The sequence below is a fragment of the Pseudomonas sp. 37 R 15 genome, from assembly GCF_900004865.1.
GTDB classification, from domain to species: Bacteria; Pseudomonadota; Gammaproteobacteria; order Pseudomonadales; family Pseudomonadaceae; genus Aquipseudomonas; species Aquipseudomonas fluorescens_AM.
In genome coordinates this window covers 1-26,248 of sequence record NZ_CVTV01000054.1, presented here as the reverse complement: position 1 = coordinate 26,248, position 26,248 = coordinate 1, and the positions used below count along the sequence as shown (strand labels likewise).

At 57.7% G+C, this 26,248-nt stretch carries 23 protein-coding genes and 1 tRNA gene; 21 read left to right on the top strand and 3 right to left on the bottom strand.

Annotation, left to right across the window (positions count from 1 at the left end):
* Positions 1 to 10 precede the first annotated feature (10 nt).
* The 3 genes from pgsA to BFQ04_RS30235 all read left to right on the top strand — a co-directional run bounded on the left by pgsA (position 11) and on the right by BFQ04_RS30235 (position 1,411).
* The gene (gene pgsA, locus BFQ04_RS19985; RefSeq protein ID WP_034119069.1) at positions 11 to 571 is read left to right on the top strand and encodes a CDP-diacylglycerol--glycerol-3-phosphate 3-phosphatidyltransferase; all 561 of its coding nucleotides are present in this window, start codon (positions 11 to 13) and stop codon (positions 569 to 571) included.
* Between the two features lie 60 nt (positions 572 to 631).
* Positions 632 to 704 (top strand) — tRNA-Gly (locus BFQ04_RS19980).
* Positions 705 to 1,114: 410 nt separating this feature from the next.
* Complete coding sequence (locus BFQ04_RS30235) at positions 1,115 to 1,411, top strand: hypothetical protein (RefSeq protein ID WP_175413302.1); 297 nt, start codon at positions 1,115 to 1,117, stop codon at positions 1,409 to 1,411.
* Positions 1,412 to 1,641: 230 nt separating this feature from the next.
* On the opposite strand, the gene BFQ04_RS19970 is transcribed toward BFQ04_RS30235, so the two are convergent.
* Positions 1,642 to 2,019: a hypothetical protein gene (locus BFQ04_RS19970; protein ID WP_083218022.1), complete on the bottom strand. Its 378-nt coding sequence runs from the start codon at positions 2,017 to 2,019 to the stop codon at positions 1,642 to 1,644.
* Positions 2,020 to 2,022: 3 nt separating this feature from the next.
* Positions 2,023 to 2,214, bottom strand: coding sequence for a hypothetical protein (locus BFQ04_RS19965; protein ID WP_065952240.1), 192 nt, complete (start codon positions 2,212 to 2,214; stop codon positions 2,023 to 2,025).
* A 429-nt stretch (positions 2,215 to 2,643) separates the two neighbouring features.
* On the opposite strand from BFQ04_RS19965, the gene BFQ04_RS19960 reads away from it, so the two are divergent.
* On the top strand, positions 2,644 to 3,138 hold the full coding sequence (locus BFQ04_RS19960; protein WP_065952239.1) for a DUF2165 family protein: 495 nt from the start codon (positions 2,644 to 2,646) through the stop codon (positions 3,136 to 3,138).
* A 64-nt stretch (positions 3,139 to 3,202) separates the two neighbouring features.
* On the opposite strand, the gene BFQ04_RS19955 is transcribed toward BFQ04_RS19960, so the two are convergent.
* Positions 3,203 to 3,502: a hypothetical protein gene (locus BFQ04_RS19955; RefSeq protein ID WP_232790586.1), complete on the bottom strand. Its 300-nt coding sequence runs from the start codon at positions 3,500 to 3,502 to the stop codon at positions 3,203 to 3,205.
* Positions 3,503 to 4,077: 575 nt separating this feature from the next.
* On the opposite strand from BFQ04_RS19955, the gene tssB reads away from it, so the two are divergent.
* The 17 genes from tssB to BFQ04_RS19880 all read left to right on the top strand — a co-directional run.
* Entirely contained in the window at positions 4,078 to 4,581 is a 504-nt protein-coding gene (gene tssB / locus BFQ04_RS19950) for a type VI secretion system contractile sheath small subunit (protein ID WP_065952237.1), read from the top strand.
* Between the two features lie 33 nt (positions 4,582 to 4,614).
* Positions 4,615 to 6,153: a type VI secretion system contractile sheath large subunit gene (gene tssC / locus BFQ04_RS19945; protein WP_065952236.1), complete on the top strand. Its 1,539-nt coding sequence runs from the start codon at positions 4,615 to 4,617 to the stop codon at positions 6,151 to 6,153.
* Positions 6,154 to 6,176: 23 nt separating this feature from the next.
* A complete protein-coding gene (gene tssK / locus BFQ04_RS19940; RefSeq protein WP_065952235.1) occupies positions 6,177 to 7,532 on the top strand; it encodes a type VI secretion system baseplate subunit TssK in 1,356 nt (451 codons plus the stop codon).
* Positions 7,529 to 8,212: a type VI secretion system protein TssL, short form gene (gene tssL, locus BFQ04_RS19935; protein WP_065952234.1), complete on the top strand. Its 684-nt coding sequence runs from the start codon at positions 7,529 to 7,531 to the stop codon at positions 8,210 to 8,212. The genes tssK and tssL overlap by 4 nt, the downstream gene beginning before the upstream one ends.
* A 7-nt stretch (positions 8,213 to 8,219) precedes the next feature.
* Positions 8,220 to 9,938: an OmpA family protein gene (locus BFQ04_RS19930; protein WP_065952233.1), complete on the top strand. Its 1,719-nt coding sequence runs from the start codon at positions 8,220 to 8,222 to the stop codon at positions 9,936 to 9,938.
* Between the two features lie 23 nt (positions 9,939 to 9,961).
* Positions 9,962 to 10,453, top strand: a complete 492-nt coding sequence (locus BFQ04_RS19925) for an Hcp family type VI secretion system effector (RefSeq protein ID WP_065952232.1) — start codon at positions 9,962 to 9,964, stop codon at positions 10,451 to 10,453.
* A gap of 155 nt (positions 10,454 to 10,608) precedes the next feature.
* Positions 10,609 to 13,278 (top strand): type VI secretion system ATPase TssH, encoded by a 2,670-nt coding sequence (tssH, locus tag BFQ04_RS19920; RefSeq protein WP_065952231.1) that lies wholly within the window; start codon positions 10,609 to 10,611, stop codon positions 13,276 to 13,278.
* A 2-nt stretch (positions 13,279 to 13,280) separates the two neighbouring features.
* Positions 13,281 to 15,596, top strand: coding sequence for a type VI secretion system Vgr family protein (locus tag BFQ04_RS19915; RefSeq protein WP_083218021.1), 2,316 nt, complete (start codon positions 13,281 to 13,283; stop codon positions 15,594 to 15,596).
* Between the two features lie 132 nt (positions 15,597 to 15,728).
* Positions 15,729 to 16,655: a hypothetical protein gene (locus BFQ04_RS28775; RefSeq protein WP_139111947.1), complete on the top strand. Its 927-nt coding sequence runs from the start codon at positions 15,729 to 15,731 to the stop codon at positions 16,653 to 16,655.
* Positions 16,645 to 17,196 (top strand): hypothetical protein, encoded by a 552-nt coding sequence (locus BFQ04_RS29420; RefSeq protein ID WP_139111946.1) that lies wholly within the window; start codon positions 16,645 to 16,647, stop codon positions 17,194 to 17,196. The genes BFQ04_RS28775 and BFQ04_RS29420 overlap by 11 nt, the downstream gene beginning before the upstream one ends.
* A complete protein-coding gene (locus tag BFQ04_RS19910; RefSeq protein ID WP_065952230.1) occupies positions 17,193 to 19,229 on the top strand; it encodes a lipase family protein in 2,037 nt (678 codons plus the stop codon). The genes BFQ04_RS29420 and BFQ04_RS19910 overlap by 4 nt, the downstream gene beginning before the upstream one ends.
* Entirely contained in the window at positions 19,222 to 20,028 is an 807-nt protein-coding gene (locus BFQ04_RS19905) for a hypothetical protein (protein WP_065952229.1), read from the top strand. The genes BFQ04_RS19910 and BFQ04_RS19905 overlap by 8 nt, the downstream gene beginning before the upstream one ends.
* The gene (locus tag BFQ04_RS19900; protein WP_083218019.1) at positions 20,025 to 20,798 is read left to right on the top strand and encodes a hypothetical protein; all 774 of its coding nucleotides are present in this window, start codon (positions 20,025 to 20,027) and stop codon (positions 20,796 to 20,798) included. The genes BFQ04_RS19905 and BFQ04_RS19900 overlap by 4 nt, the downstream gene beginning before the upstream one ends.
* The gene (locus BFQ04_RS19895) at positions 20,795 to 21,565 is read left to right on the top strand and encodes a hypothetical protein (protein WP_065952227.1); all 771 of its coding nucleotides are present in this window, start codon (positions 20,795 to 20,797) and stop codon (positions 21,563 to 21,565) included. The genes BFQ04_RS19900 and BFQ04_RS19895 overlap by 4 nt, the downstream gene beginning before the upstream one ends.
* A gap of 78 nt (positions 21,566 to 21,643) precedes the next feature.
* On the top strand, positions 21,644 to 21,925 hold the full coding sequence (locus tag BFQ04_RS19890) for a PAAR domain-containing protein (protein ID WP_371914525.1): 282 nt from the start codon (positions 21,644 to 21,646) through the stop codon (positions 21,923 to 21,925).
* A gap of 2 nt (positions 21,926 to 21,927) precedes the next feature.
* On the top strand, positions 21,928 to 23,088 hold the full coding sequence (locus BFQ04_RS19885) for a hypothetical protein (RefSeq protein WP_256544596.1): 1,161 nt from the start codon (positions 21,928 to 21,930) through the stop codon (positions 23,086 to 23,088).
* A partial coding sequence (locus BFQ04_RS19880) for an ImcF-related family protein (RefSeq protein ID WP_256544595.1) occupies positions 23,085 to 26,248 on the top strand: 3,164 nt, incomplete at its 3' end. The genes BFQ04_RS19885 and BFQ04_RS19880, both read left to right, overlap by 4 nt.

Genomic DNA, 26,248 nt, shown 5'->3' with positions numbered 1-26,248 from the left:
AGTTGTGCCGATGAATATCCCTAATCTGATCACCGTTCTACGCGTCCTGCTTATCCCGATCTTCATTTTGTTGTTCTATTTGCCCTATGAATGGAGCTACGTCGCGTCCAGTTCGGTATTCGCCTTTGCAGCCGCCACCGACTGGCTCGACGGCTACCTGGCCCGCCGCCTGGAACAGAGCACGCCCTTCGGCGCGTTCCTCGACCCTGTGGCCGACAAACTCATGGTCGCCGTGGCCCTGGTGTTGTTGGTGCAGGAGCACGGCAACCTGTGGCTGACCCTGCCGGCCGCCGTCATCATCGGCCGCGAAATCGTCGTCTCGGCCCTGCGCGAATGGATGGCCGAAATCGGCGCCCGCGCCCATGTCGCCGTCTCCAACATGGGCAAATGGAAAACCGCTGCGCAAATGCTTGCGCTGGTCATACTGCTGGCCAACCCGTCGGATTTCTCGTTCTGGGTCCTGACCGGCTACGCCTTGCTGCTCATCGCTGCGGGCCTGACACTCTGGTCCATGCTCCAATACCTGCGCGCCGCCTGGCCTCACCTGCGCACCACCGTTGAAAAGAAATAAAACTTTTTTGAATCAAGGGGTTGACGGCTGCCGAGGATTCTATAGAATGCGCATCACCAAGCGGGAATAGCTCAGTTGGTAGAGCACGACCTTGCCAAGGTCGGGGTCGCGAGTTCGAGTCTCGTTTCCCGCTCAAAAATTTGATCCACAGATGTCCACTCGACGCTGGGATCCACGAAATAGACGCTTAGGCGTCTTTTTTCGTTTCTGCGCATAACCACTGGACTCCAAAGAGATCCGCTATGTTTGAGTACCTTTTTGAGTACTTTTTCCGGAAAGACTCAAATTCGTATTGTTGCTGGATCCTCTCGGGTCGCCAGACGAGCATCGGGTGCGCAGCCCACCCTGCCTATCTCCGAATTCACCATTCGGCATGCCCGGCCTACGGGTAAATAACGTCGGTATTACACCGCAAATAAAGTAGTCCGTACCCATCACCAGGAACCCCACGTCAATCCAACCATGTGACGGCGTGCAGCCGCGGAGTGCTCTTGCATCGTGCGCTCGGTAATATCCCCAGCACAGCGCCTGGAAAAGTTGTCGTTGAACCACAACGCCACCAGACATGAATCGGCCCCGATGCGCATCCTGAAGCCATCCAGATGTGGGATGGCCAATCAGCAAGGAAATGAAGCGACTACAGGGCGGCGATCGATGACGCTTCGGGCCGTCAGCGCGGAATATTTCAGCGTGCATCTGCGCGCATTATTGGCCGAGTGCAAGATCGCCCCGCTCGGCGAGCCAGTAGACGCCTGGGTCCTTGACCAGAATGATGGGACATTGATTGGCGATAGTCTCTGCCAACGCCGGCTTCAGATCGCTGCCTTTGAAGAACAATGACAGGGTGGTCTCCTTGCAACAGCGGGGCTCCCCAACCGCAAGGGTAGGCGCCCCTGGGATGAAGGTATGACGCGGCCAATGCGCGGTTGACGCACCGCGGTCTTGAAGGCTTTGACCGCCTGGGACGTTGCCGACGACGCCAGCGAACATGCGGGCAGTGTGGTCGAATGCTTGGTAGTGGAGGTCCGTCAAGCCGCTTCAGGCACACGCCGGTTTATGGCCGGTGGTCGTTACTCATCCAGCAGGAACACCGCAGTAAGGTTCCGGTCCGCTTCAGTGGAGATACAGAGGGCAAAGTCCTCACTGAAGGCGCAGTTCGACAGCAGGTAGCCGCCGAGTTCCAAAGCCGCTTCGTTGTTGCGTCGATGCTCTGAGCGCACATTGCCCCAATCGCCGCAGATGTGCCGGCGCACATAGGGCAGCGAGTCGAGCAGATCCTGTCGGATCAGCGCGTCTGTGCAGCGGGAGAACGTCAGGCCGCCGAAGGGAATCGTGGCTTGAGGAGGACGAAGGTGGGCATGGGATACGCGGATCCTCCACGGCGATGGGGCTTCGTGCTCTAGCAGGGCAAACTGTTTCGGCGACGAGATCGCGGTCACATAGGTCACCTACTACTGCTTAGGGTGTTCGGACCGGCTGGCTTCCTTGACCGCAAACATCAGACAGCGCACCGCTTCACGATCCTGCTCCGACAATAAACGGTAGTAGCGGATCAAGCGCTCTTCCTCTCGGTTGAGTTGGCGGGCGCGCAGGGATGTGCCGACGGCGCTACGCAGTGAGGAAATAAACGAAGTATTTAGCATGATCCTAGCCCTTCATGAGGTGAATGGAGGCATGGGCGGCTTGCCCAGAACAGCTAAATACATAACGTTTATCGGGGAAATGGGCTCGTCATTTTTCGTGACTGTTGGGTTTTTCAGAAGGGGCCGTCGGAAGTGCTTGGCAAAGGTGTAGGAGCGATCCTTCAAGAGCGACTGAATAGAGGCACGATTGAGTGAAGAATCTGCCAACTGGCATCAATCATCAGGTTGCCGGTGGGAGGGAGTGGGCTTGTCAAAACATCGAGCACGCTGACAAAGGCATCGCCTGCCTTGAGCTGTCTCTCGCTCCCCACCTATTTCGTCCACAGTCGATTCAGCGGATTCCTACATCATCAATAGACACCTGGCGGATGCTGCGGGCCGATGCAGGTGTAACGTGCTGAGCGTCTCAGGCATTTTCAGGGAATCAGCATGGTCACGCGTTATGCAAAGTTGGTCCTGGTCGCGATGTTGGCGGTCTTCGCCGCGCTGGCAGCGTTCAATAACCTCACGGACTACGCCTCAAATTTCAACTTCGTCCGGCACGTACTGAGCATGGACACCACCTTCCCTGGCAACGCTGCCATGTCGCGCGCGATCAACGCCCCGTGGTTATGGCACGGTGCCTATTGGGCGATCATTGCAGGCGAGGCGCTGACGGCCCTGTTGCTGGCTGTTGGCGGGCTGATGTTGTGGTGCGCCCGGCGCAACTGCGCTCAGCAATTCAACCATGCCAAGGCCTTCGCCGTTGCGGGCCTAACCACGGGCCTGTTGGTGTGGTTCTTCGGCTTTATGGTGATTGGCGGCGAGTGGTTTTTGATGTGGCAATCCCAGGAATGGAATGGTCAGAACGCAGCATTCAAATTCTATGCAGCCATTTTGGGCGTGCTGGTGTTTCTCAACCAGCCGGATGCGGATTGCGATTGAAACCCTTCATGCCTGTATCGGTGCGGATAGCCGGTGCGCGCATTGCCCGCACCGGATGGCGGGCTTACTTCGTACACGTCAGTCGCGAATACGTTGGTGGCTCAAGCAGGATGCCCGGCGTCATGAATGTCGAGCAGTTGAATACGCGTCCCTTCGCCGTCGTGGCTTTGAATGTCAGTTCAGCGCCGCCCAGGAAGTCTTCCTTGCCCTTGGTTACCGGACCCATGGTCAGTTCATCCGTGGAGGCCAGGCCGATCGTTTCGGCGGTGACTTTGTGTATCTGCAGAACGTTGGGATTCGTGGCGCAGCCTGCCAGCAGGCTGGTCATTGCAAGCAGTAAAAGGGCGGTTGAGGTTCTGGTCACGGGTGTGGCTCCTTGCGAGTGGCGGCGACAGGGTGGTGTGCGACGTGCCGCCTATAAAGAATCATGAGGGAACAGAGATTTGCCCTACGGCGGCCGAGTCTAGGAGCCTGTGGTTGGCCCCACAATCACTCGGAAAGAATCGAGATGGAACCCACGGCAGAGTGTTCGTGGGGATGACAGAAATCGGCTACAGCGCGCAGATTGAGGAATCGTTCCGGATCGTTAGGGGCCGTGCCTTCCGAGTGCGCAGCTAGTGCTCATTACCTTCAAATGGGGAGGACAGTGCTGTTTTTGACATCGCTTAAGCTTGGTGCGACAAGAAGGTATGTAGGAATTTGCCTTGTTTTTCTGTCGAAAGTTCTCTTCGGCTATGTGGGGGCTAGTAATAAATCCTTGAAATACTTCATTCTTGAAATGAAGGAACTAGGCGCAACACTTGTAAGCGCTTATGACCTTTGAAAGGGAATTATGTGCTGCAGTTGGTGGCGCTCGTGCTCGCCAGCTAAAGGTATGGGTTCCAGTCTAAGTTTTCGCACCAGCATCAGCTGTTGAAAAAGTGTCTGGAGGAAGGGGTTATGGCTACAAACAGTTTTCAGAATGAGGTGCCCAAGGCACGAGTTAATATCAAACTTGATCTGCATACCGGTGGTGCTCAGAAGAAAGTTGAATTACCGCTCAAGCTGATGGTGATGGGCGACTACAGCAATGGCAAGGAGCAGCGCCCGCTCTCTGAGCGAGGCAAGATAGACATCAATAAAAATAACTTTGACAGCGTCTTGGGCGAGTTCTCACCTAGTCTCAAGTTCGCCGTTGATAATACGTTGGCTGATGACGCATCCGACACCTCTGTCGAGCTGAAGTTTCAGAGCATAAAGGACTTCGAACCCGAGCAGGTGGCCCGTCAGATCCCACAGCTGCGCGCCTTGCTGGCCATGCGTAACCTGTTGCGTGATCTTAAGTCGAACCTATTGGACAACGTGACTTTTCGTCATGAGCTGGAGCGGATCCTCAAGGATGACGCACTCAGCGAGGAGCTGCGCGTTGAGTTGACTGCTTTGGCACCCAAAGACGAACGTTAATTCATATCGGTTGTTTTAAAGGGAAGTTAAATTATGTCCGTAGAGAACTCTAGCGTGCAATCGCGCGGCGCCACAGTATTGTCTGAAGGGTCTGCTGGCGTTTATGGTGATCTGTTTAACAAAATCAACTTGAGCCCCGTCACCACGTTGGGGGGTATTGAAGTTTTTCAGCGCTCCGAGGCGCTGTCTGAGGTGTCGGTCGATGAGCGAGTAACGGCAGCCGTCAGTGTATTCTTACAGTTGCTCAAGCAATCTTCACAAAAAGTCGAACGTTTGGATAAGGTTCTACTGGATGTGCATATCGCTTCGTTGGACATGCAAATCAGTCGGCAACTTGATGCCGTCATGCATCACCCGGACTTTCAGCGCGTCGAGTCAACTTGGCGCGGCGTTAAATCGCTGATTGATCAAACGGATTTCCGTCAAAATGTTCGTATAGAGCTGTTGGACGTCAGCAAGGATCACTTGGTGCAGGATTTCGAGGATGCCCCGGAAGTCGCCCAGAGTGGCTTGTATCTGCATACCTATACTCAGGAATACGATACTCCGGGTGGCGAGCCGATTGCCGCGGCCATTTCCAGCTACGAATTTGACCGCAGCCCGCAGGACATTTCCCTGCTGCGTAACATCTCAAAGGTCGCCGCTGCCGCGCATATGCCGTTCGTGGGTTCCGTGGGCCCGGCCTTCTTTGGCAAGGCGTCGATGGAAGAGGTCGCCGCGATCAAGGACATCGGCAACTACTTTGACCGTGCCGAATACATCAAGTGGAAGGCTTTCCGCGACAGCGATGATGCACGTTACATCGGGCTGACCATGCCGCGCGTTCTGGGGCGACTGCCCTATGGGCCTGATACCGCTCCCGTGCGCAGTTTCAATTACATTGAAAGCGTCAAGGGGCCGGATCACGACAAGTACCTGTGGACCAATGCGTCGTTTGCGTTTGCCGCCAACATGGTCAAAAGTTTCATCAGCAATGGCTGGTGCGTACAGATTCGTGGGCCACAGTCCGGCGGTGCCGTCACTGAGTTGCCAATCCACTTGTACGACTTGGGCACCGGCAGCCAGGTCAAGATCCCTTCTGAAGTGATGATCCCGGAAACGCGTGAGTTTGAATTTGCCAATCTCGGTTTTATTCCGCTTTCGTACTACAAGAATCGTGACTATGCGTGCTTCTTCTCGGCCAACTCTGCGCAAAAGCCTGCGCTGTACGATACGGCCGACGCCACGGCCAACAGTCGAATCAACGCCCGCCTGCCCTACATTTTCCTGCTCTCACGCATCGCCCATTATCTGAAATTGATCCAGCGCGAAAATATCGGCACGACCAAGGACCGTCGTTTGCTGGAGCTTGAACTGAACAAATGGATCGGTGGGCTGGTAACAGAGATGACCGACCCCGGCGATGACTTGCAGGCCTCACACCCTCTACGGGATGCGAAGGTCACAGTGGAAGATATCGAGGACAACCCGGGATTCTTCCGAGTCAAGTTGTACGCCGTGCCGCACTTCCAGGTCGAGGGTATGGACGTGAACCTGTCGTTGGTTTCGCAGATGCCCAAGGCCAAAGCCTGACTCAGTCGTAGGGAAACGATGCCATGAAGATCGATCGCCCTCTATGGGCTGCCGGGGCGCTGCTGTGCCCGCAGCAATTCCAGCAGCAGGCGCGCTGGGAGGCTTGGGCCAACGAGCAGCTCTCCCGTCTGACCTTGGTTCATCCTTGGGGGGTCCAGGTCGTTGAGTTTGACCCGCAGGCTTTGCGGCTGGGTAAGCTCAAGGCGACCCAACTGCGTGCGCGAATGCCGGATGGCACCTGGATCGACACTGAGCAGGCAGACCACCTGCCTCCGGCCTTGGAGCTGGCACAGCTACTGGCTGACGACGATCAGCACGCGTTGTTGCACTTGGCCTTGCCGCTGGAGCAGGCCAATGGCAACAACTGCCTGTTTGAGGGCGGCAGAGTTGATCGACCGCTGCGCTTTCGCCAGTCGTGGCGCGAGGTACAAGACACCTATGCGGATGAAGTTCAGACAATCGGTGTGATGGAACATGCACTGAGCCTGCGTCTGCAGCGCGATGACAATGCTGATTACATGACCTGCCCGATCGCGCGACTGGTGCGTGACGGGCAGGGCGCCTGGAGCCTCGACCCGGCCTATGTGCCGCCGCTGCTGAGCTTCGCTGCCCATGCCGGGTTGTTGAACCAGTTGGACAACCTGTTGACGCAACTGTCGGCCAAGCGGCAACGGCTGATGGGCATGCGCCGCGAAAGCAATCAACGTATGGCCGATTTTGCCGTGGCCGATGTGTCGCTGTTCTGGTTGCTCAATGCCTTGAATACCTACCAGCCTGTCTTGGCGGACCTTCAGGCGTTTCCCGCACGACCCCCCGAGCAGGTCTATCAGCAGCTGATAAAGCTGGCCGGCAGTCTGCTGACGTTCTCATTGGAGCACGATCTCGACAAGATTCCAGCCTACCGGCACGAGTCTTTGGAGGCGGTGTTCCCACCACTGATGCACACCATTTCGCTGCTGCTGGAAGCCAGCCTGCCGTCGCGGGTGCTTGCCTTGGAGCTGGAAGAGCAGGGTGCCAATCGTTGGCAGGTCACATTGAACGACCCTCGCCTGCGCGAGCGTGAGGGTGCTGATTTCTATCTGTCGGTGCGTTGCCGATTGCCCGCCGCGCAGTTGCAGGACCAGTTTCCACGCCTGTGCAAGATCGGCACGCCCGACGAGGTCAATTACCTGGTCAACGCCGCACTCGACGGCGTTCCACTGCAATCCCTCAGCCATGTGCCGGCTGCGATTCCGTTGCGTCTGGAAAACCAGTATTTCGCGCTGGACCTCGATCATTCCAAAGGGCAGGCGGTGCTGGACGAAGGGGTATGCGCGTTCTATGTGCCAAGCACCTTGGCCGATGTGAAGCTTGAACTGTTTGCGGTGCTGCGCTCATGAACCTGACTGCCTCCAAGGAACGTACCGCAATGGCCGTGGATATTGATGCGCTGTTGCAGGACACCTACCTGCTGGTGGTTGAGTTGCGCCAGGGCGCCTCCGTGCCGCGCAGCCAGGACCTGTCTCAGCTGTGTGTTAAGCAGGTTGAACACGTTCGGCAGCAGTTGAAAGTGGCGGGCCTGAGCCAGCGCAACATCGATCACATCAGCCATGCGCAGTGCGCGTTGCTCGATGAAACCGTACTCACTTGCGCCAAAGATGACGTGCACGCCTTTTGGGCCAGCGAACCGTTGCAGACCAAGTTTTTCAATCGCCATCAGGCGGGCGAGTTTCTGTACGAAAACATGCGCGACGTCTTGCGCGAGCCTGCGCCCGATCGGCATGTGCTGACGGCCTTTCAACGCGTACTCATGTTGGGGTTTCGTGGGCGCTACCGTGATCTGAGTGATCCAGAGCGGGAACAGTTACTGGTTGACCTCAGTGCACGGATTACGCCACTTCGGGTCAGTCAAAGCCTGATGACGCAGGCGAACGGCAGTGAGCTGATCGCAGGCCTGGCTTGGCTGCGCTCACCTCTGGTCCATGTAGTGGCCGTGGGGATGACACTTACGGCCATTTGGTGGGGATTGGATCATCTGTTGAGCGACGCTGTTGCCTCGCTCTTGCCGGATCAGGGGTGAAGGCGAGATGACCGTGAACCTGCATCGAGTTCTTTGCCTGTGGGCGGGCGCTCTGACCTTCGTGTTGCTGGCCATTATTCCACTCGGCATGTGGGCGCGGGCGTCGGGTGTGATGATTACCGTGGGTTTCGTTGTGTGGGCCTGGATGCTGTTGGGGCGTCGTGCCCTTCAATACCGTGGATTGGTTTCATTGGCCGATAACAGGGTCCTGCCTGCGGCAGCATTTCGTCATCCTGTCGTGCTGGTCTGCGGTGATGGCCTGGATGGACTGTTCAGCGGGGCTCCCGCCGAACAGATGGCCCTGCGCGTAACCGAACAAGGTTGCTATATCCGTGTTCCCAGTCTGGAACAACTGGTAGCCGTCACCGATGGACTCTTGGCGCTACGTCCAAGCTGGCGCGCGCAACTCAGTGTTATGTTCACCGTTAACCCCGGTGCGCATAGTGATGGTGCTGTACTCGCCGGCCAGGTGCGGGCCCTCAGCCACCAATTGACCCTGGTACGTAAGCGCGGCATTGCCCTGCCGTTATTGCTGGTGAGCTACGTGCAAACCTTGCAGGGCGAGGATCCTTGGTTCAGTTGGGTCAATGGCCAGTCTGACGTTCTTGTGCGGGATGCGGGTGCGTGTGTCAGCTTGGATGAGTGGCAGCAGCACACCGCAGACTCGTCCGTACAGTCGGCGCGGATGCACGCAGGTGTACAACTGAACAATGTCGTGGCCTGGTTGCACGACGCGGTGCTGCCGTACCTTGCCACTCGCCGTGCTCCAGGGGTGGCGTCGGTTTGTGCGGTCAGGCTGGTACCGGCTTTGCCCAGCGCCGTGGAGGGCAATCTGTGGCAGCAATGGTTGCGCAGCAGAGTAGCGCTGGCTGACAGCCGATCGGCATCGAAGGATGCGGTTTTGCCTTTCCCGGATCCTCTACTCAACCTGCTCCCGCTCGGCCCGCTGCGCGCTCCTGTGCAGCGGGCAAGCGTCGCGGCACTGTGGCTATTCGCCCTTGCCGGTGCCGTGGCACTCGCAAGCTCAGCGTGGCAGAACACCTTGTTGGTACGCCAGGTCAGTGACGACCTGCGGCGTTACGCGGCCGTCCCTCAGCCGACTCAACGTAGCCAGCGCGAGTTTCTTTGGCGTGACGACGCCGTGACCGTTCTTCGTCAGGACGCCCAGCGCCTGGACGCCTACTACCGGCACGGCGTACCCCTGGCATTCGGCCTGGGCCTGTACCGCGGCGAACGCCTGCGCGCGCCGCTGCTGGCAGTGCTGGCCGCGCATGTTGAGCCGCCGTCGGCCACACCGCCCACGCAAATTGCCAACCCCGTACGGCTGGACAGCCTGTCGCTATTCGCGACCGGCAGTGCCCAGCTCAAGCCGGATTCGACCAAAGTCCTGATCAATGCGCTGGTCGGCATCAAGGCGCAGCCAGGCTGGCTGATCGTGATCGCCGGGCATACCGACGCTACCGGCGACTCGCATAACAACCTTCGGCTATCTCACGCCCGCGCCGCCGCCGTGCATGCCTGGATGCAGCGGATGGGCGGCATGCCCGACAGCTGTTTTGCGGTGCAGGGCTTCGGCGCCAGCCAGCCGATCGCCAGTAACGACACCGAAGCGGGGCGTGCAGCCAATCGCCGCGTAGATATCCGTCTGGTACCGGAGGCAGGGGCGTGTGTGCTCTCTACCGCGGAGCCGGACAGGCAACCCCCTGTCGCTTCCCGCGACAGTTAAATTTCCAAGAAAAGGAGCTTCACATGGCAATTCCCGTTTACCTCTGGCTGCAAGACGACGGCGGCGCAAGCATCAAAGGTTCGGTGGACGTGCAAAAGCGCGAAGGCAGCATCGAAGTGGTTGCCCAGGACCACAGCCTGTACATCCCCACCGACAACAACACCGGCAAGTTGACCGGGACGCGCGTACACACCCCGTTTCTGTTTTCCAAGGAAATCGATTCGTCCAGCCCTTACCTTTACAAGGCGGTGACCACCGGGCAAACCCTCAAGAGTGCTGAGTTCAAGTGGTATCGCATCGACGACGCCGGGGAAGAAGTCGAGTATTTCATCACCAAACTGGAAAACGTCAAGGTGGTGAAAGTCGCGCCGAAAATGCACGACGTCAAAGACCCAGCCAAAGAGAAGCACAACCACCTGGAGCAGGTCGAGTTGCGTTACGAGAAGGTCACCTGGACCTACAAGGACGGCAACATCATCCACTCCGATTCGTGGAACGAACGCCAAAGCGCGTGACAAGCACGGAGCCGCAGGCGTGCTTTCGCCTGCTGGCTGCCGGTGTGCTGGGTTGAGCGTCTGCTCGCGGGCGTTCAGCCAAACACATCGAGTTGCAGAACCCTGGCTGGTTTTATCGACGACACACCCAGATCACCGAACAAGGATGTAACCGTATGGCACCCAATTCCACTCGCTTGCTTCGCCGCCTCAACCCTTACTGCGCCCAGGCATTGAGTGCAGCGGCCTCGCTGTGCCAAAACCGTGCGCATGCACAGATCACCATTGAACACTGGCTGCTCAAGTTGCTGGGGCAGGGAGACGGTGACCTGGCCGTGATCGCGCGTCGTTACGAGTGGAATATGGAGACGCTGTGGTACGGGTTGCTGGAGCATATCGACCGTCTGCCACGAAGCGTACAGAGCAAGCCGCAGCTGTCGGAGCCGTTGCAGCAATTGATCAAGAACGCCTGGTTGCGGGCCTCGCTGGACGACAACAACGACAGCCTGCGCTCTGTCCACCTGCTGAGCGCGTTAATGGAGACACCCAGCTTGCTGGTGTGTGAAGCCGCCTGGCCTTTGCTCAGCCTCAGTGAGGCTCAGTTGCAGCGCCTTTTGGTGCTGTTGGATCAATCGTCCGAGGAACGGCCCGAGGTGCAGGCTTCAGCCGCGTCGGACAGCCCCGCAACGTCTTCAGGTGAGCCCGTCATACTCTCACCCAGCGCAACGAAAAAAGTTGAGGCGTTGCAGGCGGTGCTGGACAGGTTCACCCATGACCTCACTGCCAAGGCAGCGCAAGGGCAGATCGACCCGGTGTTCGGCCGTGACGACGAAATTCGCCAGGTCGTTGATATTCTCAGTCGTCGCCGCAAGAATAATCCACTCCTGGTGGGCGAGCCGGGCGTTGGCAAAACGGCATTGGTTGAAGGCCTGGCGTTGAGCATCGCCCATGGCACGGTGCCGGACAGTCTCAAATCGGTCAGTGTGCGCACCCTTGACCTGGGGTTATTGCAAGCGGGCGCAGGTGTCAAAGGCGAGTTTGAACAACGTCTGAAAAACGTGATCGACGCCGTGCAACAGTCCGAGCAACCGGTGCTGTTGTTCATTGACGAAGCCCACACCCTGATCGGTGCCGGCAACCAGGCTGGCGGTGCCGACGCAGCCAACCTGCTCAAGCCCGCCTTGGCCCGAGGTGAGTTGCGCACCATCGCTGCGACCACCTGGAGCGAGTACAAGCAGTATTTCGAGCGCGACGCGGCCTTGGAAAGGCGCTTCCAGATGGTCAAGGTCGATGAGCCGGACGATGCCAGCGCCGGACTGATGTTGCGCGGCCTCAAAGGGCGCTACGCCACCCACCATGGCGTGCACATTCAGGATGCGGCCGTGCAGGCTGCGGTCAGCCTGTCGCGGCGCTACCTGACCGGTCGCCAACTGCCGGACAAAGCCGTCGACCTGCTGGACACCGCCAGCGCCCGCGTGCGTATGAGCCTGGACTGCGAACCGCAGGCGTTGATCCGCCTGAGTGCCCAGCAAGTGGCCCTGCAGTTGGAGGGCCAAGCCCTGGAACAGGATCAGCGTCTTGGCGGGTATGGTGCCGATGAGCGCCTGGCGGTGATCGCCGCACAACACGCCGAGCTGCAACGCCAATACATCGCTCTGGAGCAGCAGTATCGGCAAGAACTCGACCTGACCCAGCAACTGATTGATGCGCGTCAAACGCAGCCGCTGCAGCGGGAAACCTGCGCGCAATTGCAACGGCAGTTGAGCGATGTCCAGGGCAATCAACCCCTGCTGTCGCTGGATGTCGACGCGCGTAGCGTGGCTGAAGTCATTGCCGATTGGACCGGGGTGCCACTGGGCAGCTTGCTCAAGGACGAACAGGCCAATCTGCTGATGCTGGAGCAGCAGCTAGGCGAGCGTGTCATCGGGCAGGCGCCGGCCCTGAGCGCCATGGCCCAGCGCCTGCGGGCGGCCAAGACAGGCCTCACCGATGACAAGGCGCCGCTGGGCGTGTTCCTGTTGGTCGGCACCAGCGGCGTGGGCAAGACCGAAACCGCCCTGGCCCTGGCCGACAGCCTGTTCGGTGGCGAAAAATCGCTGATCACCCTCAACTTTTCCGAGTACCAGGAAGCCCACACCGTCAGCCAACTCAAAGGCTCGCCACCCGGCTACGTCGGTTACGGCCAGGGCGGTGTGCTCACTGAAGCCGTGCGCCAACGGCCTTACAGCGTCGTGCTGCTCGACGAGGTGGAAAAGGCCCATCGCGACGTACTGAATCTGTTCTACCAAGTCTTCGATCGCGGCTTTATGCGCGATGGTGAAGGGCGCGAGATCGACTTTCGCAACACCGTCATTCTCATGACCTCCAACCTCGGCAGCGACCTGCTGCAAACCTGTGTGCAGGAACAACCGGATGCACCGGACAGCGTGCTGCAGGAATTGCTGCGTCCCATCCTGCGTGAACACTTCCAACCTGCGTTGCTGGCACGCTTTCAAACCCTGATCTATCGCCCGCTGCAAGCCGATGCACTCAAGCGCATCGTGGCGATCAAACTGGCCCAGGTCGCCAAGCGCCTGGAGCGCCATTACGGCCTGGAGTGCCAGATTGAAGACGCCCTGACTGGCGCGCTGGTTGCCGCCTGCCTGCTGCCCGATTCCGGTGCACGCAATATCGACAGCCTGCTCAACGAGCAAATTCTGCCGGTTCTCAGTCAGCAACTGTTGGAGCGCCGCGCGGCGCAGCAACGCACCCACGGCGTGCGCCTCGGCTACTGCGACGATGAAGGCATCAGCCTGCACTTCACCGATGTTCAAGACACGGCGCAGCCCGTCGCCCTGGAGATGTGAGCATGTCCAGCGGATTGCAAAATTTCTTCGACCACAGTCGGCACACCCTGAGTGTGCGCAACGTTGAGGCCCGGCTCGATGTCCTGGCCTTTGAAGGCCAAGAAAACCTGAGCCAACCCTTCACCTATCGCGTGGAGTTCACCAGCACCGAACGTGATCTGGCTGCGGAAGCGCTGCTCGGCCAGGACGCCAGTTTCAGCCTGCACGCCGCGCCGCAAAAGCTTCCGGTCGCCGGGCTCAGCGCACCGGAGGTCAAACCGTTGCGCACCCTGCATGGCGTGGTCACCGGTTTCAAGCGCCAGTCCGGCTCCAACGACCAGGCTACTTATGAGATCACCTTGCAGCCGCGCTTGGCCCTGCTCGGTCGTGGCCGGCAGTTCCGTATCTACCAGCACCAATCAGTGCCGGAAATCGTCGAAAGCATTCTGCGCGGCCGCCACGGTTTGGAAGGCCAGGACTTTCTGTTCAGCGTCAAACGCGACTACCCCAAACGCGAACAGGTCATGCAATACGGCGAGAGCGACCTGGACTTTATCGCCCGGCTGCTCGCCGAGGTCGGCATCTGGTACCGCTTCACCAGCGACGAGCGCCTGGGCATCGATGTGGTCGAGTTCTGCGATGATCAACGCCTCTACCAGTTCGACATCGAGCTGCCGCTTCGCCCGCAATCCGGGCTGGGCAGCAGCGGTCAGGATGCGGTGTGGCAACTGCAATCGAGCCACGCCGTGGTCGAGCAGCAGGTGCATTTCCGGGCTTACCACCACCGCGATGCCGGCGCCCACCTGAGCGGTGAAGTCGACCAGAGCCGAGGCGCGGCTACCACCTACGGCGAGGCCTATCACTACGCCGAACCTTACACTGCTCTCGGCGACCGGCTGGATCAAGACGAGGATCTGCAAAGCGAAAGCGGCTACTTCTATGCGCGCCTGCGCCACGAACGCTACCTGAACGGGCAGACACAGCTCAGCGGCACCAGCAGCAGCGCCACCCTGGCGCCGGGCCAGGTGCTCAAGGTCTCCGGCGGTGCCCCCCAGGCCTATACGCCGGGCGCAGTGATCACCGGCCTGGCCACCAAGGCTGCCCGCGACCAAAGCTTTGAGGCCACCTTTCAGGCGATACCCTATTCAGAAACGGTGTGCTTCCGTCCAACGGTGCCACCCAAGCCGCAGATCGCCGGCACCGTCCCGGCCCGCGTCACCAGCCCACAGGCCAACGACCCCTACGCCCATATCGACCTGGAAGGGCGCTACAGGGTGAATTTCCTGTTCGATCGCGACAGCTGGAAGGCCGGTGAAGAAAGCGTCTGGCTACGCCTGGCCCGACCCTACGCCGGCGACACCCACGGCCTGCATTTACCGCTGATTGCCGGCACCGAAGTGGCCGTGGCCTTCGAACAGGGCGACCCGGACCGGCCCTACATCGCCCATGCCTTGCACGACAGCCAGCATGTGGACCACGTGACCCTGCGCAACGACAGGCGCAACGTACTGCGCACCCCGGCCAACAATAAACTGCGCATGGATGATACCCGCGGGCAGGAGCACATCAAACTCAGTACAGAGCACAGTGGCAAGAGTCAGCTCAACCTTGGCCATCTGGTGGATGCCGGAAAGCAAAAGCGCGGCGAAGGGTTTGAGCTGCGTACCGATGGTTGGGGGGCGGTTCGCGGTGGGAAGGGCTTGTTTATCAGTGCCGATGAACAAGGCCAGGCGCTAGGCGAACAACTGGAGATGGCGGCCGCCATTGCACAACTGGAGGGCGCGTTGTCGTTAGCTCGCACCATGGCCCAGGCAGCCAGTATTGCTCAAGCGACCCCCGGCGACACCCATAGCCAAATCGGTCTGCAAGAGCGGCTTGCAGGGTTACTGCAACCCGGTGTGCTGCTGCATGCCCCTGCCGGGATTGGTGTGCTCAGCCCCAGGGCCTTATGCCTGTCTTCCGTTGGGGAAAGCGTGGGCATTATGGCTGGGGGCAACACTGATATCAGTGCCGGGCACGATATTACTGCCGCCGCCGATGGGGGCATAAGTGTGTTTGCCCAAAATGCCGACCTGCGACTCAAGGCGGCTAAAGGCAAAGTCCAATTGCACGCTCAGGGCAGCAGCCTCCACGCGCAGGCAAAGACCGATATCAATATTGAAAGTATCGGGGGCCGAATAGAAATCAGTGCTCCACAAGAACTGGTGCTTAAATGCGCAGGTGCCTACATTCGCCTCAAGGGCGGCGATATAGAACTGGGTGCACCTGGCAACATCTACTTTAAGGCACCCCATGTGCAAAAGTTGGGCAGTGCCAGCCTTGATACGCCTACCTCATAGTTGTCGGGCGGCTACGCGGGTGTTTATACCCTTAAAGACGCAACCCAGGCACCGTTGCCATTCACAAACTATCGGATAACCACTGAGCAAGGTGAGGTATTCAGCGGAGTTACCGACAGAAACGGCGAGACGTTGAGCGTCCATACCCTATTGCCGGGAGACTTGAAGATTGAATTTCCTGATTCAGTGACTTATGACGAGCAACTTCGCCTGCTCGGTCCGGATGGTCAGTTGGCAAGTAATTTGAGGTATTCTGCCACTCTGGCAGACGGAAGAATATTTGAGGGCGTGACAGATGCGAAGGGTTATACGCAACGCTTCGCGACTGAGCAGCCGACACCTATCACACAAATAACACTCTATCCTTCTGAACCTATTAAGACGCTCTGTTGTGCGGCGCAAAATGTTCACGAGTCGGTGGAAATTGATCTGGCGTCAAGCGGTATATCAACTACGGATACAGAAGTGGGGAGTTCCACAAAGGATGTTTCTTTGCCTGAGGGCAGAAAACGTTCTTTGACCCGTGGTGAAATTGCGATGGCTGGAACCCTCTTTAAAGACGCCATTGATTATACAAGGGTTAACGTTCACCACGGCCCATGGTGGCTTTTCAGTTACTTCCAAAATACCGCGGTGACCCCCAACGGTGAAATGTACTACCCAAGGAAGACGGGATTGTATAGGGATGATTTTTCCGATACCGCTGATCCTAGGGATAAGGCTCTATTCATGCACGAAATGACCCATGTCTGGCAGTACCAACTTGGCTATGACGTAAAAGTCGCCGGATTGAAAGTTACCAGCAAGGGGGCTAAGGCTTATAAGTATCAATTGACGGAAGGCAGGGGGCTCTCCGATTACAATATGGAGCAGCAGGGGGAGATTGTGTCCGATTACTACATGATTTGCGTATTGCAGAAGCCGAGCAGTGTCTGGAATCCGTCGAATTCGACAAAAAGTCCTGTGTTGTTAGCAAAGACAATTGAAAGTCTTTTGCTTGACCCTGCGAGTAAGACCAATTTTCCGCAAACAACGGATGTAGATAAATATGAAAATTGATCAGTTGGTTATGTTTTTTATTTTGTGCGCTTGCGGAATGACTGCGCATGCAACAATTTTGGGGCATGAGGAGTATGCGGACATTGCTTCGTTAAATGGTCGACCAGCCATTTGTTTGCGCAATGATTCAGTCGCCTCGCTTGCAGTGGGGTGGGTGACGTTGTCGGAAAGTTACGCTGATAAAACAGGTGTGTGGGCGCTGACACTTAAAGAGGGTGCATCACCGGTAATGCTGAAGCCAGGCGAGTGCTTTTCATATGGTATTACGCCGGCAGGATATGAGGCGTTAGCGAGTTATGGGAGCCATGAATACCCATTGGTATTGGAAGCCGACAAAACCTACGTGTTTAGGTTGAATGATGCCTATCGTCCAACTGATTCACACAAGGTTGTGTTTTGTATAAAGAAAACCGCGACGGGGACAGCCGAATATCTTCAATACACCCAGTTGGCCGATGGTAGCCAGGTCGTTCCCGCATGTGATGCAAGGCGTAACGCAAATGTAATAGAGCGGGATGGCAGGGAAGGGGTTGATAAATGAACGACTTCTCGCACCGTACCGATACGCTCAACCCGCGCAAAGATGTTATCTGCGGCAAACAGAAACAGCATTGGATTGAATTCCAGTTACTGGATGAGCAGGGCGATCCCCTGGCGAACCTGCCTTATCGCGCGGTTAACGAGGCCACTCGCGAGAAGTTGATGCCCGAGTTCGTAGGCCGTAGCGATGCACAAGGCGTGATACGCATCGACGGCCTGCATCCGTTGCCCATCACGCTGCTGATGGAGGCCAACCCGTTGGCCGAGCTGTCGCAGACCCGTCGCTTGCGCGCCAAACGTGCCGAGCCGCCCCGGCCAGGTGTGGGGGAGCGAGCCCCATTGTATGGTCCGCAGCGCTCGGGCTTTTCGCCAATCGAGAAGAAGGCGCTCGCCGCGGGTCACCCATATCACTACCTGCGCATTGGCCAACTGTGCGATGAGGAGCCGGATTTTGAACCGCCCTTGGCGGATAGCAAAAGACTTCCCGCCTATCACTTCCCCGATGGCAAGTTCCAGGGTTTCACCGTCAGCGGTGGGGAACTGGATTGTCGACATGTACTGGAAGTCTGTCCGTTTCGTGCTTGGTCGCTGGTCCTGCACCACCAGTCTGAGTACAGCCTGGCCAATGCCTACAACCTGGGGTTGATGAGCATTTTGGCATATAGCTCCCTGCCTAAAGATGAAACGGGTTCCGTCGAAGAGTTTTTTAAACAGCAATGCCTGGACTTGTCGCGTACGCCGCGGGTACTTGATAACGGTCAGGGGTGGCCCTGTTTGGTGAGTGACGTTCCCTTCAACGACCGCTATAAAACGGCCGAGCCCTTGGACACGGCAAAGGCGGATCCGCCGGAAGGCCATACTCAGCTGTTTTACGCGATCAGTGCATCCCAAGTGTTAGTGGCTTGGCGCGGTACCGAAATGAACGGGCTGGCTGATCTGAGTACCGATGTAACCTTTCGCCCTGTAAAACCGGAAGTTGTGGCTAATTGCGAGCCTAAGGTTCCTTGTGCCGATCTAACTCCTGTGGGCAGTGTGCATATGGGGTTTCGCGATGCATATGAGGTGGCTAGAAGGATTTATGCAACGGAATTGGGAGAGGTGATCCCTAAAGAAGCTGAAGATAAGCAAATCTTTATTTGTGGTCACAGTCTTGGTGGTGCTCTCGGGCTGGTGTATGCGGCGGCGCTGAAAGCACAAAACCCGCTGCTCTATACCTACGGCATGCCACGTACGTTTACCCTCCACGCCGTGCAGTTTTTGGGCGACCTCTGGCACTTTCGCCATGTCAACGACACAGACCTTATCCCGCGGGTGCCGCCCGAAGCCGCGCTGGACAACTATCTGTATGACGTCTACGGCCCGGTGGGCACGCTGATGGGGCTGAGTTGGTCTGTGCGTCAAGCCGCGCTCGGCAGTGTGTTCAAGCATGAAGATCCCTTCAGCCATCACGGCGAGATCGCCATGTTCTTCAGGGCCGAACAGCACCGCCAGCAGGAAATCACGCCATACCCCGCTTACCGCAAACCGGATGGCACACCCTATCGCAGTGTCATCACTGCCCAGCTTCCGGAAAAAGCCAAGCTGTATCTGGTTCCCAGTCTGAGCGAGGCCAATGATCAAGAGGCCGAGCAAGCCACCCAACGCCTCAATACATCCCTCGACGCGGAGAGCCGCGCCCGGTTTTTCCCGCGCTACGGCAATACTTCGGTAGGTCGGATGCTGTGCATTGGCGACCACTTTATGTCGCAGTACCAGCCCTACATCCACAACCAACTGCTGGAATCGATCAATCCCGAGCGCGAGCCATTGCTGGAGCGGCAGGTACGACGACGCAAGTTTGAACGGCAGATGGAGAAGCACGGCGCCAGCATTCCCGAGGATGAACTGACCCGCAATCGTATTTTCCTCGACTTGCAGCGTCTGGTGGACCGCGCCCTGCGTGTCACACACCAAACCGAAGGGGGCACCGAGGCGCTGGAGCGTTTCGATGCCATCGCCGACCCACAAGCCTATTACGAGAAAACCTATGGTTAAGCCCATCGCCTCACAAAAGGGCAACACCGGCGCTCTCCGGTCCGCCTTCGTTTTGGGTGCGCTATTTTTCAGCCTCAGTGGTTGCCGCCAGGACTATAGCCTTGCCCCGCCTGCCGACAGCGAAAAAATAACCGTGACAGTAAAACTGCCCAAGGAACTGAAGACCGAAACCATGTGGGTGATGTACCGCTCGGCAACCTGCAAAAGTATCGGCACGGGCGCCAGCGGCCAACGCACGGAACGGGATGGCCACCATTCGATTTACAAGAATTTTGAGCGTCAGGGGCAGAGTGATCTTTATCAAGTTGAGTTGCCCAAGGATGGGGGCGGCGCATGCCGCTGGCATTTGGCAAATGTGACCTTTGGCGTGGTTTATGCCGATCCCTCACGTTATGGCGAAAACGTTATCGCTGGAGGGGGGGGAGGGGTAGTTGTGATATTCGACCACAACAATTCGCCACGTGGCGGAGCCGATATCGAAGTCGATGGGGATTTGATGATCCAAAAGGATTATTACCCTTGGGTGAGCGAATCTTTTCTTGGCGGCTATAAAAAACGCATCAGCCTTTTAGGTGATGGGGGTATTTATCTGAAATATCAGGCGTTACAGGCCCGCCAAGTATATTTTGAGCCAATACTGCACGATGATTTCGTACTTCGTTCGGTTGGCGTAAGGGAAAAGAAAGAGGGCAATTATGTTACGTATATTTATCCCGACGGAAGTGTGATGGCTGATGGCCGCCCGGGATCGAAATTTCTAAAGTTGCAGGAAATTCGCCAAGTCAGGAAGAGTAAATGAGACTATCTCCTCCTTCTGTATTTATGGCCTTGAGCGTTAACCTCACGGGGTGTGGCCAGGAATACAGCCTTGCCCCGCCTGCCGACAGCGAAAAAATAACCGTGACAGTAAAGCTGCCCAAGGAACTGAAAACCGAAACCTTGGAGGTTATGTACCGCTCAGCTACGTGTAAAAGCGTCACTTACGGTGCTGGTGGCCAACGTATCGAGTTGGATGGACGTCATGGCATTGACGTACAGCTGCAACGTCAAGGACAAACAGATCTCTATCAAGCAAAGTTGCCAATAGATGGTGGTGGTGCATGCCGATGGAGAATAAGCAATGTGATGTTTGGTGTTACCTATGTTGATCCGACTCGATTTGGCGAAAACGTGACGTTTGGTGGAAGAGGGGGTATTTTGGTGAAGTTCGATAATAATCGCCCGATGAGAAGTTCAGGGTTGCCGATTATTGTTGAGGGCAATCTGACGATTAGGGGGGACTACTATCCGTGGTTGAGCGAAGTATTTCTTGGGGGGTATAGAAAACAGATTAGGCTAGCAGGCAAAGGTGATATTTACGTCAGTTATCAGGCATTGCAAGCGCGTCAGATATATTTCGAACCAGTTTTGCATTCAGACTTCTTGGTTAGTTCTGAAGGAACAAAAGTGCACAAGGTAGGAAGTTTTATAACATTCATCTATCCCGACGGAAGCGTCTTGGCAGATGGTCGTTCCACGCCTGATTTTCGCAAACTGCAAGCCATCCGCCTAGCTGCGGAGGGCAAATGAAACTTGGTCATTCTGCTGCATTTATTGCCCTGTTCGTGGGCCTCAGTGGTTGCCGTCAGGACTACAGCCTCGCCCCGCCTGCCGACAGCGAAAAAATAACCGTAACAGTAAAACTGCCCAAGGAACTGAAAACCGAAACCATGTGGGTCATGTATCGCTCGGCCACCTGCAAGCGTATCGGCACCGGCGCCAGCGGCCAACGCACGGAACGGGATGGTCACCATTCGGTTTACAAGGAGTTTGAGCGCCAGGGGCAAAGTGATCTTTTTCAAGTTGAGCTGCCCAAGGATGGGGGGGGCGCGTGCCGCTGGCATCTGGCGAATGTGACCTTTGGCGTGGTCTTTGCCGAGCCCTCACGTTATGGCGAAAACGTTATCGCTGGGGGAGGCGGTGGTGTAGTTGTGATATTCGACTACAACAATTCGCCACGAGGTGGAGCGGATATTATCGTCGACGGGGATTTGACGATCGGCGAGGAATATTATCCTTGGTTGCATGAGAACTTTTTAAGTGGCTACAGTAAACGCATCAGTCTGGCCGGAAGAGGTAACACCTATCTCAAGTATCAAGCACCTCAAGCTCGCCGAGTGTATTTCGAGCCAATCCTGCATTCAGATTTTTTGGTTAATTCAGAAGGAACAAGGGTACATAAGGTAGGCAGCTTTATAACGTTCACTTACCCCGATGGAAGTGTTGCGGCAGACGGTCGATCCAAACCGAATTTTCGTAAATTGCAAGCCATCCGCCTGGCTGCGGAGGGTAAGTGAGACTTGCTCTTCCCAAGGCGTTAACTGATCGGAATATTCATAACACTTGAGTACTTTGAACGCTCAAGTCAATAGCTCATGGAGTGCGTGATTATGTCGCAAGGATTTGTCTTGTTGGGAGATAAAACTACCGGTGGCGGCGAAGTCATATCGGCCTCGTCCACGATGATCGTTAATGGCAAGCGAGTGGCATTGGTCGGTGACGAAGTTCGTTGCCCACTGCCGGGGCACGGCGTTAACCCGATCGTCGAGGGGTGCCCTGACTGGGCTGAGGGAGACCGGGAGATGGTGGTCAATGGCTGCCGTTGTAAGTGCGGCTGTGAGTTGATCTCCAGTGCGCCCGATTGCGAGGTGGGTTAGTCATGGGCTGGGCTCGTCAAGCCGCCGCTGTGGTCGATGTGCCAGAGCCGCCGGTGATGTCACGTTGGTTATGGGCGGCAGTTTTGGCGGTGCTTGCCGGTTTACTACTGTTCTTGCTGCATGTTTCCGAGCCCATGCCGTTAATGCGTGCATTCAATATCTGGGTATTTTCCGGTTCGCCTTTGCTGACCTGGCTACTGGCGTTCGGCGCTCGTGCTTATACCTATGGTAGAGCCTTGGCCCATTACCGGTTTCTTGAGGAGCAGGCGCAAGAGGCGCAGCAATCCTGGCAGACCTGGGCTCAACGCTATATAGCTGTTTCCGCCAGTTGTGTGCTGCTGCCGGATGACGTGTCTGCCAGCCTATTGGCTCAAGGTTCGTCTGGCTTGCCTCCCTGTACGGGGCGAGCACGACGGATCGCCGCCTTACCTGCGCATCCCGACCGTGCTCGATATGGACTGCAAATGTTGATCCAGGCCGTTGCGCCAGCACTTAAGACATTGCCGTTGGGGCAGGAGCTACGGCTGACCCTGCTGAGCGATGTGGGGGACGCGCAATACCAAACCTTGCGTGATGCGTTGCAGCAGGTGTGGTGCGCCACAGTAAGCATGACGCTCCCTACAACAATCACCCTGTCGGCTGAGTTGTCGTACAGCTGGATCGACGACACGTTAAGAACCGCCAGCACGGCCATGGAGCTGGTCCTGGTTCTCCAGGTTAATGGCGCGCAAACGTACTCCGATGGGCTCGCCGTGTTGCTTCTATGCCCTGATCGCTTGGCAGACGCTTTGGCACTACCGATAACGGCTGGTTTGTTACGGCCAATGCCACTGGACATCAATGGACTGGACAGTGAACTGCCACTACTGCTGCAAACGCAAATCACGGCCAAAGAGGCACCCGCTTTATTGGCCGACGACGCGGCTTGGCAGCCATTGACCAGCAAAATACTTGTTACCGCGGGCGCTCATGGCGCTTCGCTCAAAGTGGAGCAACAGTGGGTTCAAGAGGCTCTTTGCGGGATGCCAGGGCCGCTCGGTCACTGGCTGGTAACCGCTCTTGGCGTGGAGGTGGTTCGACATCAGCGTAAGCCGTTGCTGGTATTGGTTGGTGAAAAATCCGGTCATTGGGTTAGCACTGTTACCACGGGAGAGTTGGCATGAACGCTTGGAAAAATTCATGGCGCCTAGTGGGGGCAACAATATGGATCATCACGTTTTTAATCGTGCTGGGATGGGGAGTATGGAGGTTCGGTGAACGGGTAGGTTTAATCGAGAACGCGCAGAAATTAATGGTTTTTTTACTCGTCTTCACTCTCGCTGTGGTGGGCTATGTTGCACCACGCTTGTTGGCTCATCTAAAAAAACAGAGTCACCGAGAACAAGCACAGGCGGATAAGGTCTACGCCCCTTCAGATGCGCAGACGAAGTTGCCTCGCCAGCCGTGCGTTGATTTTTCAGAACTACGTGATCAATTACGTGACCGATACGGTTTTTTCTGGCGTCGTAAAGTCCGTCTATTTTTGGTAGTGGGTGAGCCTGCCCAGATTGCAGCCATCGCTCCGGGTCTGACTAAAGAAAATTGGCTGGAAGGGCATAGCACCGTGCTGCTGTGGGCCGGCAGCCTCCAAGGCGAACCGCAAGAAGCGTTGCTCTTGCAGTGGCGTGGCCTGTGCCGCAGGCGTGCGCTCAATGGGGTGGTCTGGGCATTGAGCAAAGACCAATGCACCGATGCCGCCGCCATGAGCACCGGTGCCCGTCGTTTGCAAACCCTGGCCCGTGCGTTGCGTTGGCAGTTGCCGTTGCACCTGTGGCAGGTGGGCGGCAGTGCATGGTCTCAGAACGATCGCGATAGCCAGCCTGTGGGCTGCCTGCTGCCATCACGTGTCACCCCCCTGATTCTAGAAAACAGCCTGGACAGTTTACTCGACCCCTTGCGCCGCGCGGGCTTGGCGCAAATGCACGATGCCCTGACCCATGACTTCCTCCTGCGGCTCTCCCGCGATTTACAGGCCGACGGCATTGCCCGTTGGCGCCAGGTACTGGCGCCGCTATTGGGCGAGTTTTCCCGCGGTGTACCCTTGCGCGGCCTATGGTTCAGTCTGCCGGTGGTGCCTGTTGAGAGCACGCTTGAACACTTTTGGCCGGTGAATACGGCCTGGCAAGGCGTTCTCAACGATAAAGCGGCCAGTGGCCGTCGATTGGGTTGGGGCGCACCCCGCATCACCTATGCGCTGGCATTGGGATTGGCCGTGCTGTGGGGAGCTGGACTGTTGCTGTCTTTCGTCAGCAACCGCGCGCAGATCGCCCAGATACACACCTCACTTGCGGCCCTGCAACACTCCTCGCAAGGTGACGAACAACTCCAGGCCCTCAATGAGTTGGTCCGCGAGCTGGCGCGCCTGGATGATCGCGTCCAGAGCGGCGCTCCGTGGTACCAGCGCTTTGGCTTGAACCACAATCCAGCACTGCTTGAAACCCTGTGGCCACGTTATGTCGAGGCCAACAACCGCCTGATCCGCGACCCGGCCGCCGCCACGCTGCGCCGACAGCTCAACGCGCTGGTCAAGCTGGCCCCGGACAACCCCGAGCGTGCTGAACGTGCCCAAGAGGCCTACGCCCAGCTCAAAGCCTATTTGATGATGGCGCGCCCGGAAAAAGCCGATGCCAGTCTCCTGGTTACAACCCTGAGCAACGTTGAGCCTACACGCACAGGCGTATCACCTGGGCTATGGCAAAGCCTGGCGCCCAACCTGTGGCGGTTCTATGGCGAACACCTGACCGCGAACCCTGGCTGGCGCATCCAGGCCGACCCCAGGTTGGTCGCGCAAGTCCGGCAGGTGCTGCTCGGCCAGTTGGGCCAACGCAATGCCGAGGCCAGCCTGTATCAACAGTTGCTTGATGACGCCGCCAATCACTACCCGGAACTGGGCCTTCACCAACTGGTGGGTGACACCGATGCCCCGGCCCTGTTCTCCACCGCTGCCAGCGTGCCGGGCGTATTCACTCGCCAGGCCTGGGAGGGCCAGGTGCGCCAAGCCATCGACGAGATCGCCGAGGCCCGCCGTGAGGAAATCGACTGGGTACTCAGCGACAAGCCCGCCGACATCGACACCCGCTTGAGCCCGCACCAGCTCCGCGAGCGGCTCACCGAACGGTACTTCCAGGACTACGCCAGTGCCTGGCTGGATCTGCTCAACAGCCTGCGCTGGCAGGAAGCCGGGAGCCTCGCCGAAGTGATTGACCAATTGACGCTGATGAGTGATGTGCGCCAGTCGCCGCTGATTGCGCTGATGAATACGTTGGCCTACCAAGGGCAGGCCGGTACCCGAACCCAACCCCTGGGCGATTCACTGGTGACGTCCGCGCAAAAGCTGATCGGGCGTGACAAGGCCCCGGTGATCGACCAGCTTGGCCACTTGCCCAGCAGCCCCTTGGACGCAACCTTCGGCCCGTTGCTGGCGCTGCTGGGCAAAGGCCCCGAAGGCAAGAGTGGCGCCGATGGCTTGAGCCTCCAGGCATTCCTCACACGGGTAACACGGGTACGCCTCAAGTTGCAGCAAGTCAGCACGGCGGCCGATCCGCTGGAAATGACCCAGGCACTGGCGCAAACCGTGTTTCAAGGCAAGAGCATCGACCTGACCGACACTCAATCCTACGGCAGCCTGATGGCCGCCAGCCTGGGGGCCGAGTGGGGCGGGGCGGCGCAGACGCTGTTCGTGCAACCACTGGAACACGCCTGGCAACGCGTCCTGCAACCGTCTGCCGCTGGGATCAACAGCCAGTGGCAACGCTCGATCGTCAGCCATTGGGACGATGCTTTCGCCAGCCGCTACCCGTTTACAGCCACTGCCAGCGATGCGTCCTTACCGATGCTGGGCCAGATGATCCGCGCAGACTCCGGCCGCATCGAGCAGTTTTTGCAGCGGCAATTGAGCGGCGTGTTGCGCAAGGAGGGTAGCCGTTGGGTCGCCGATCCGCGCCACAGCCAAGGGCTGCGCTTCAACCCGCAATTTCTGAGCGCCATCAACCAGCTCAGTGACCTGGCCGATGTGCTCTACACCGATGGCGGTATGGGGTTGAGCTTTGAGCTGCAAGGCAAACCGGTACGCGATGTGGTGCAAACCACCTTCATCCTCAACGGCGACAAGCACCAGTACTTCAACCAGAAGGAGAGCTGGCAGCGTTTCAGCTGGCCGGGGCGTAGTGACTATCCCGGCGTGAGCCTCAGTTGGACCAGCGTACATACCGGCGAGCGGCTGTTCGGTGATTATTCCGGTACCTGGGGCCTGATCCGCCTGTTGGAAAAAGCCCAGGTCACGCC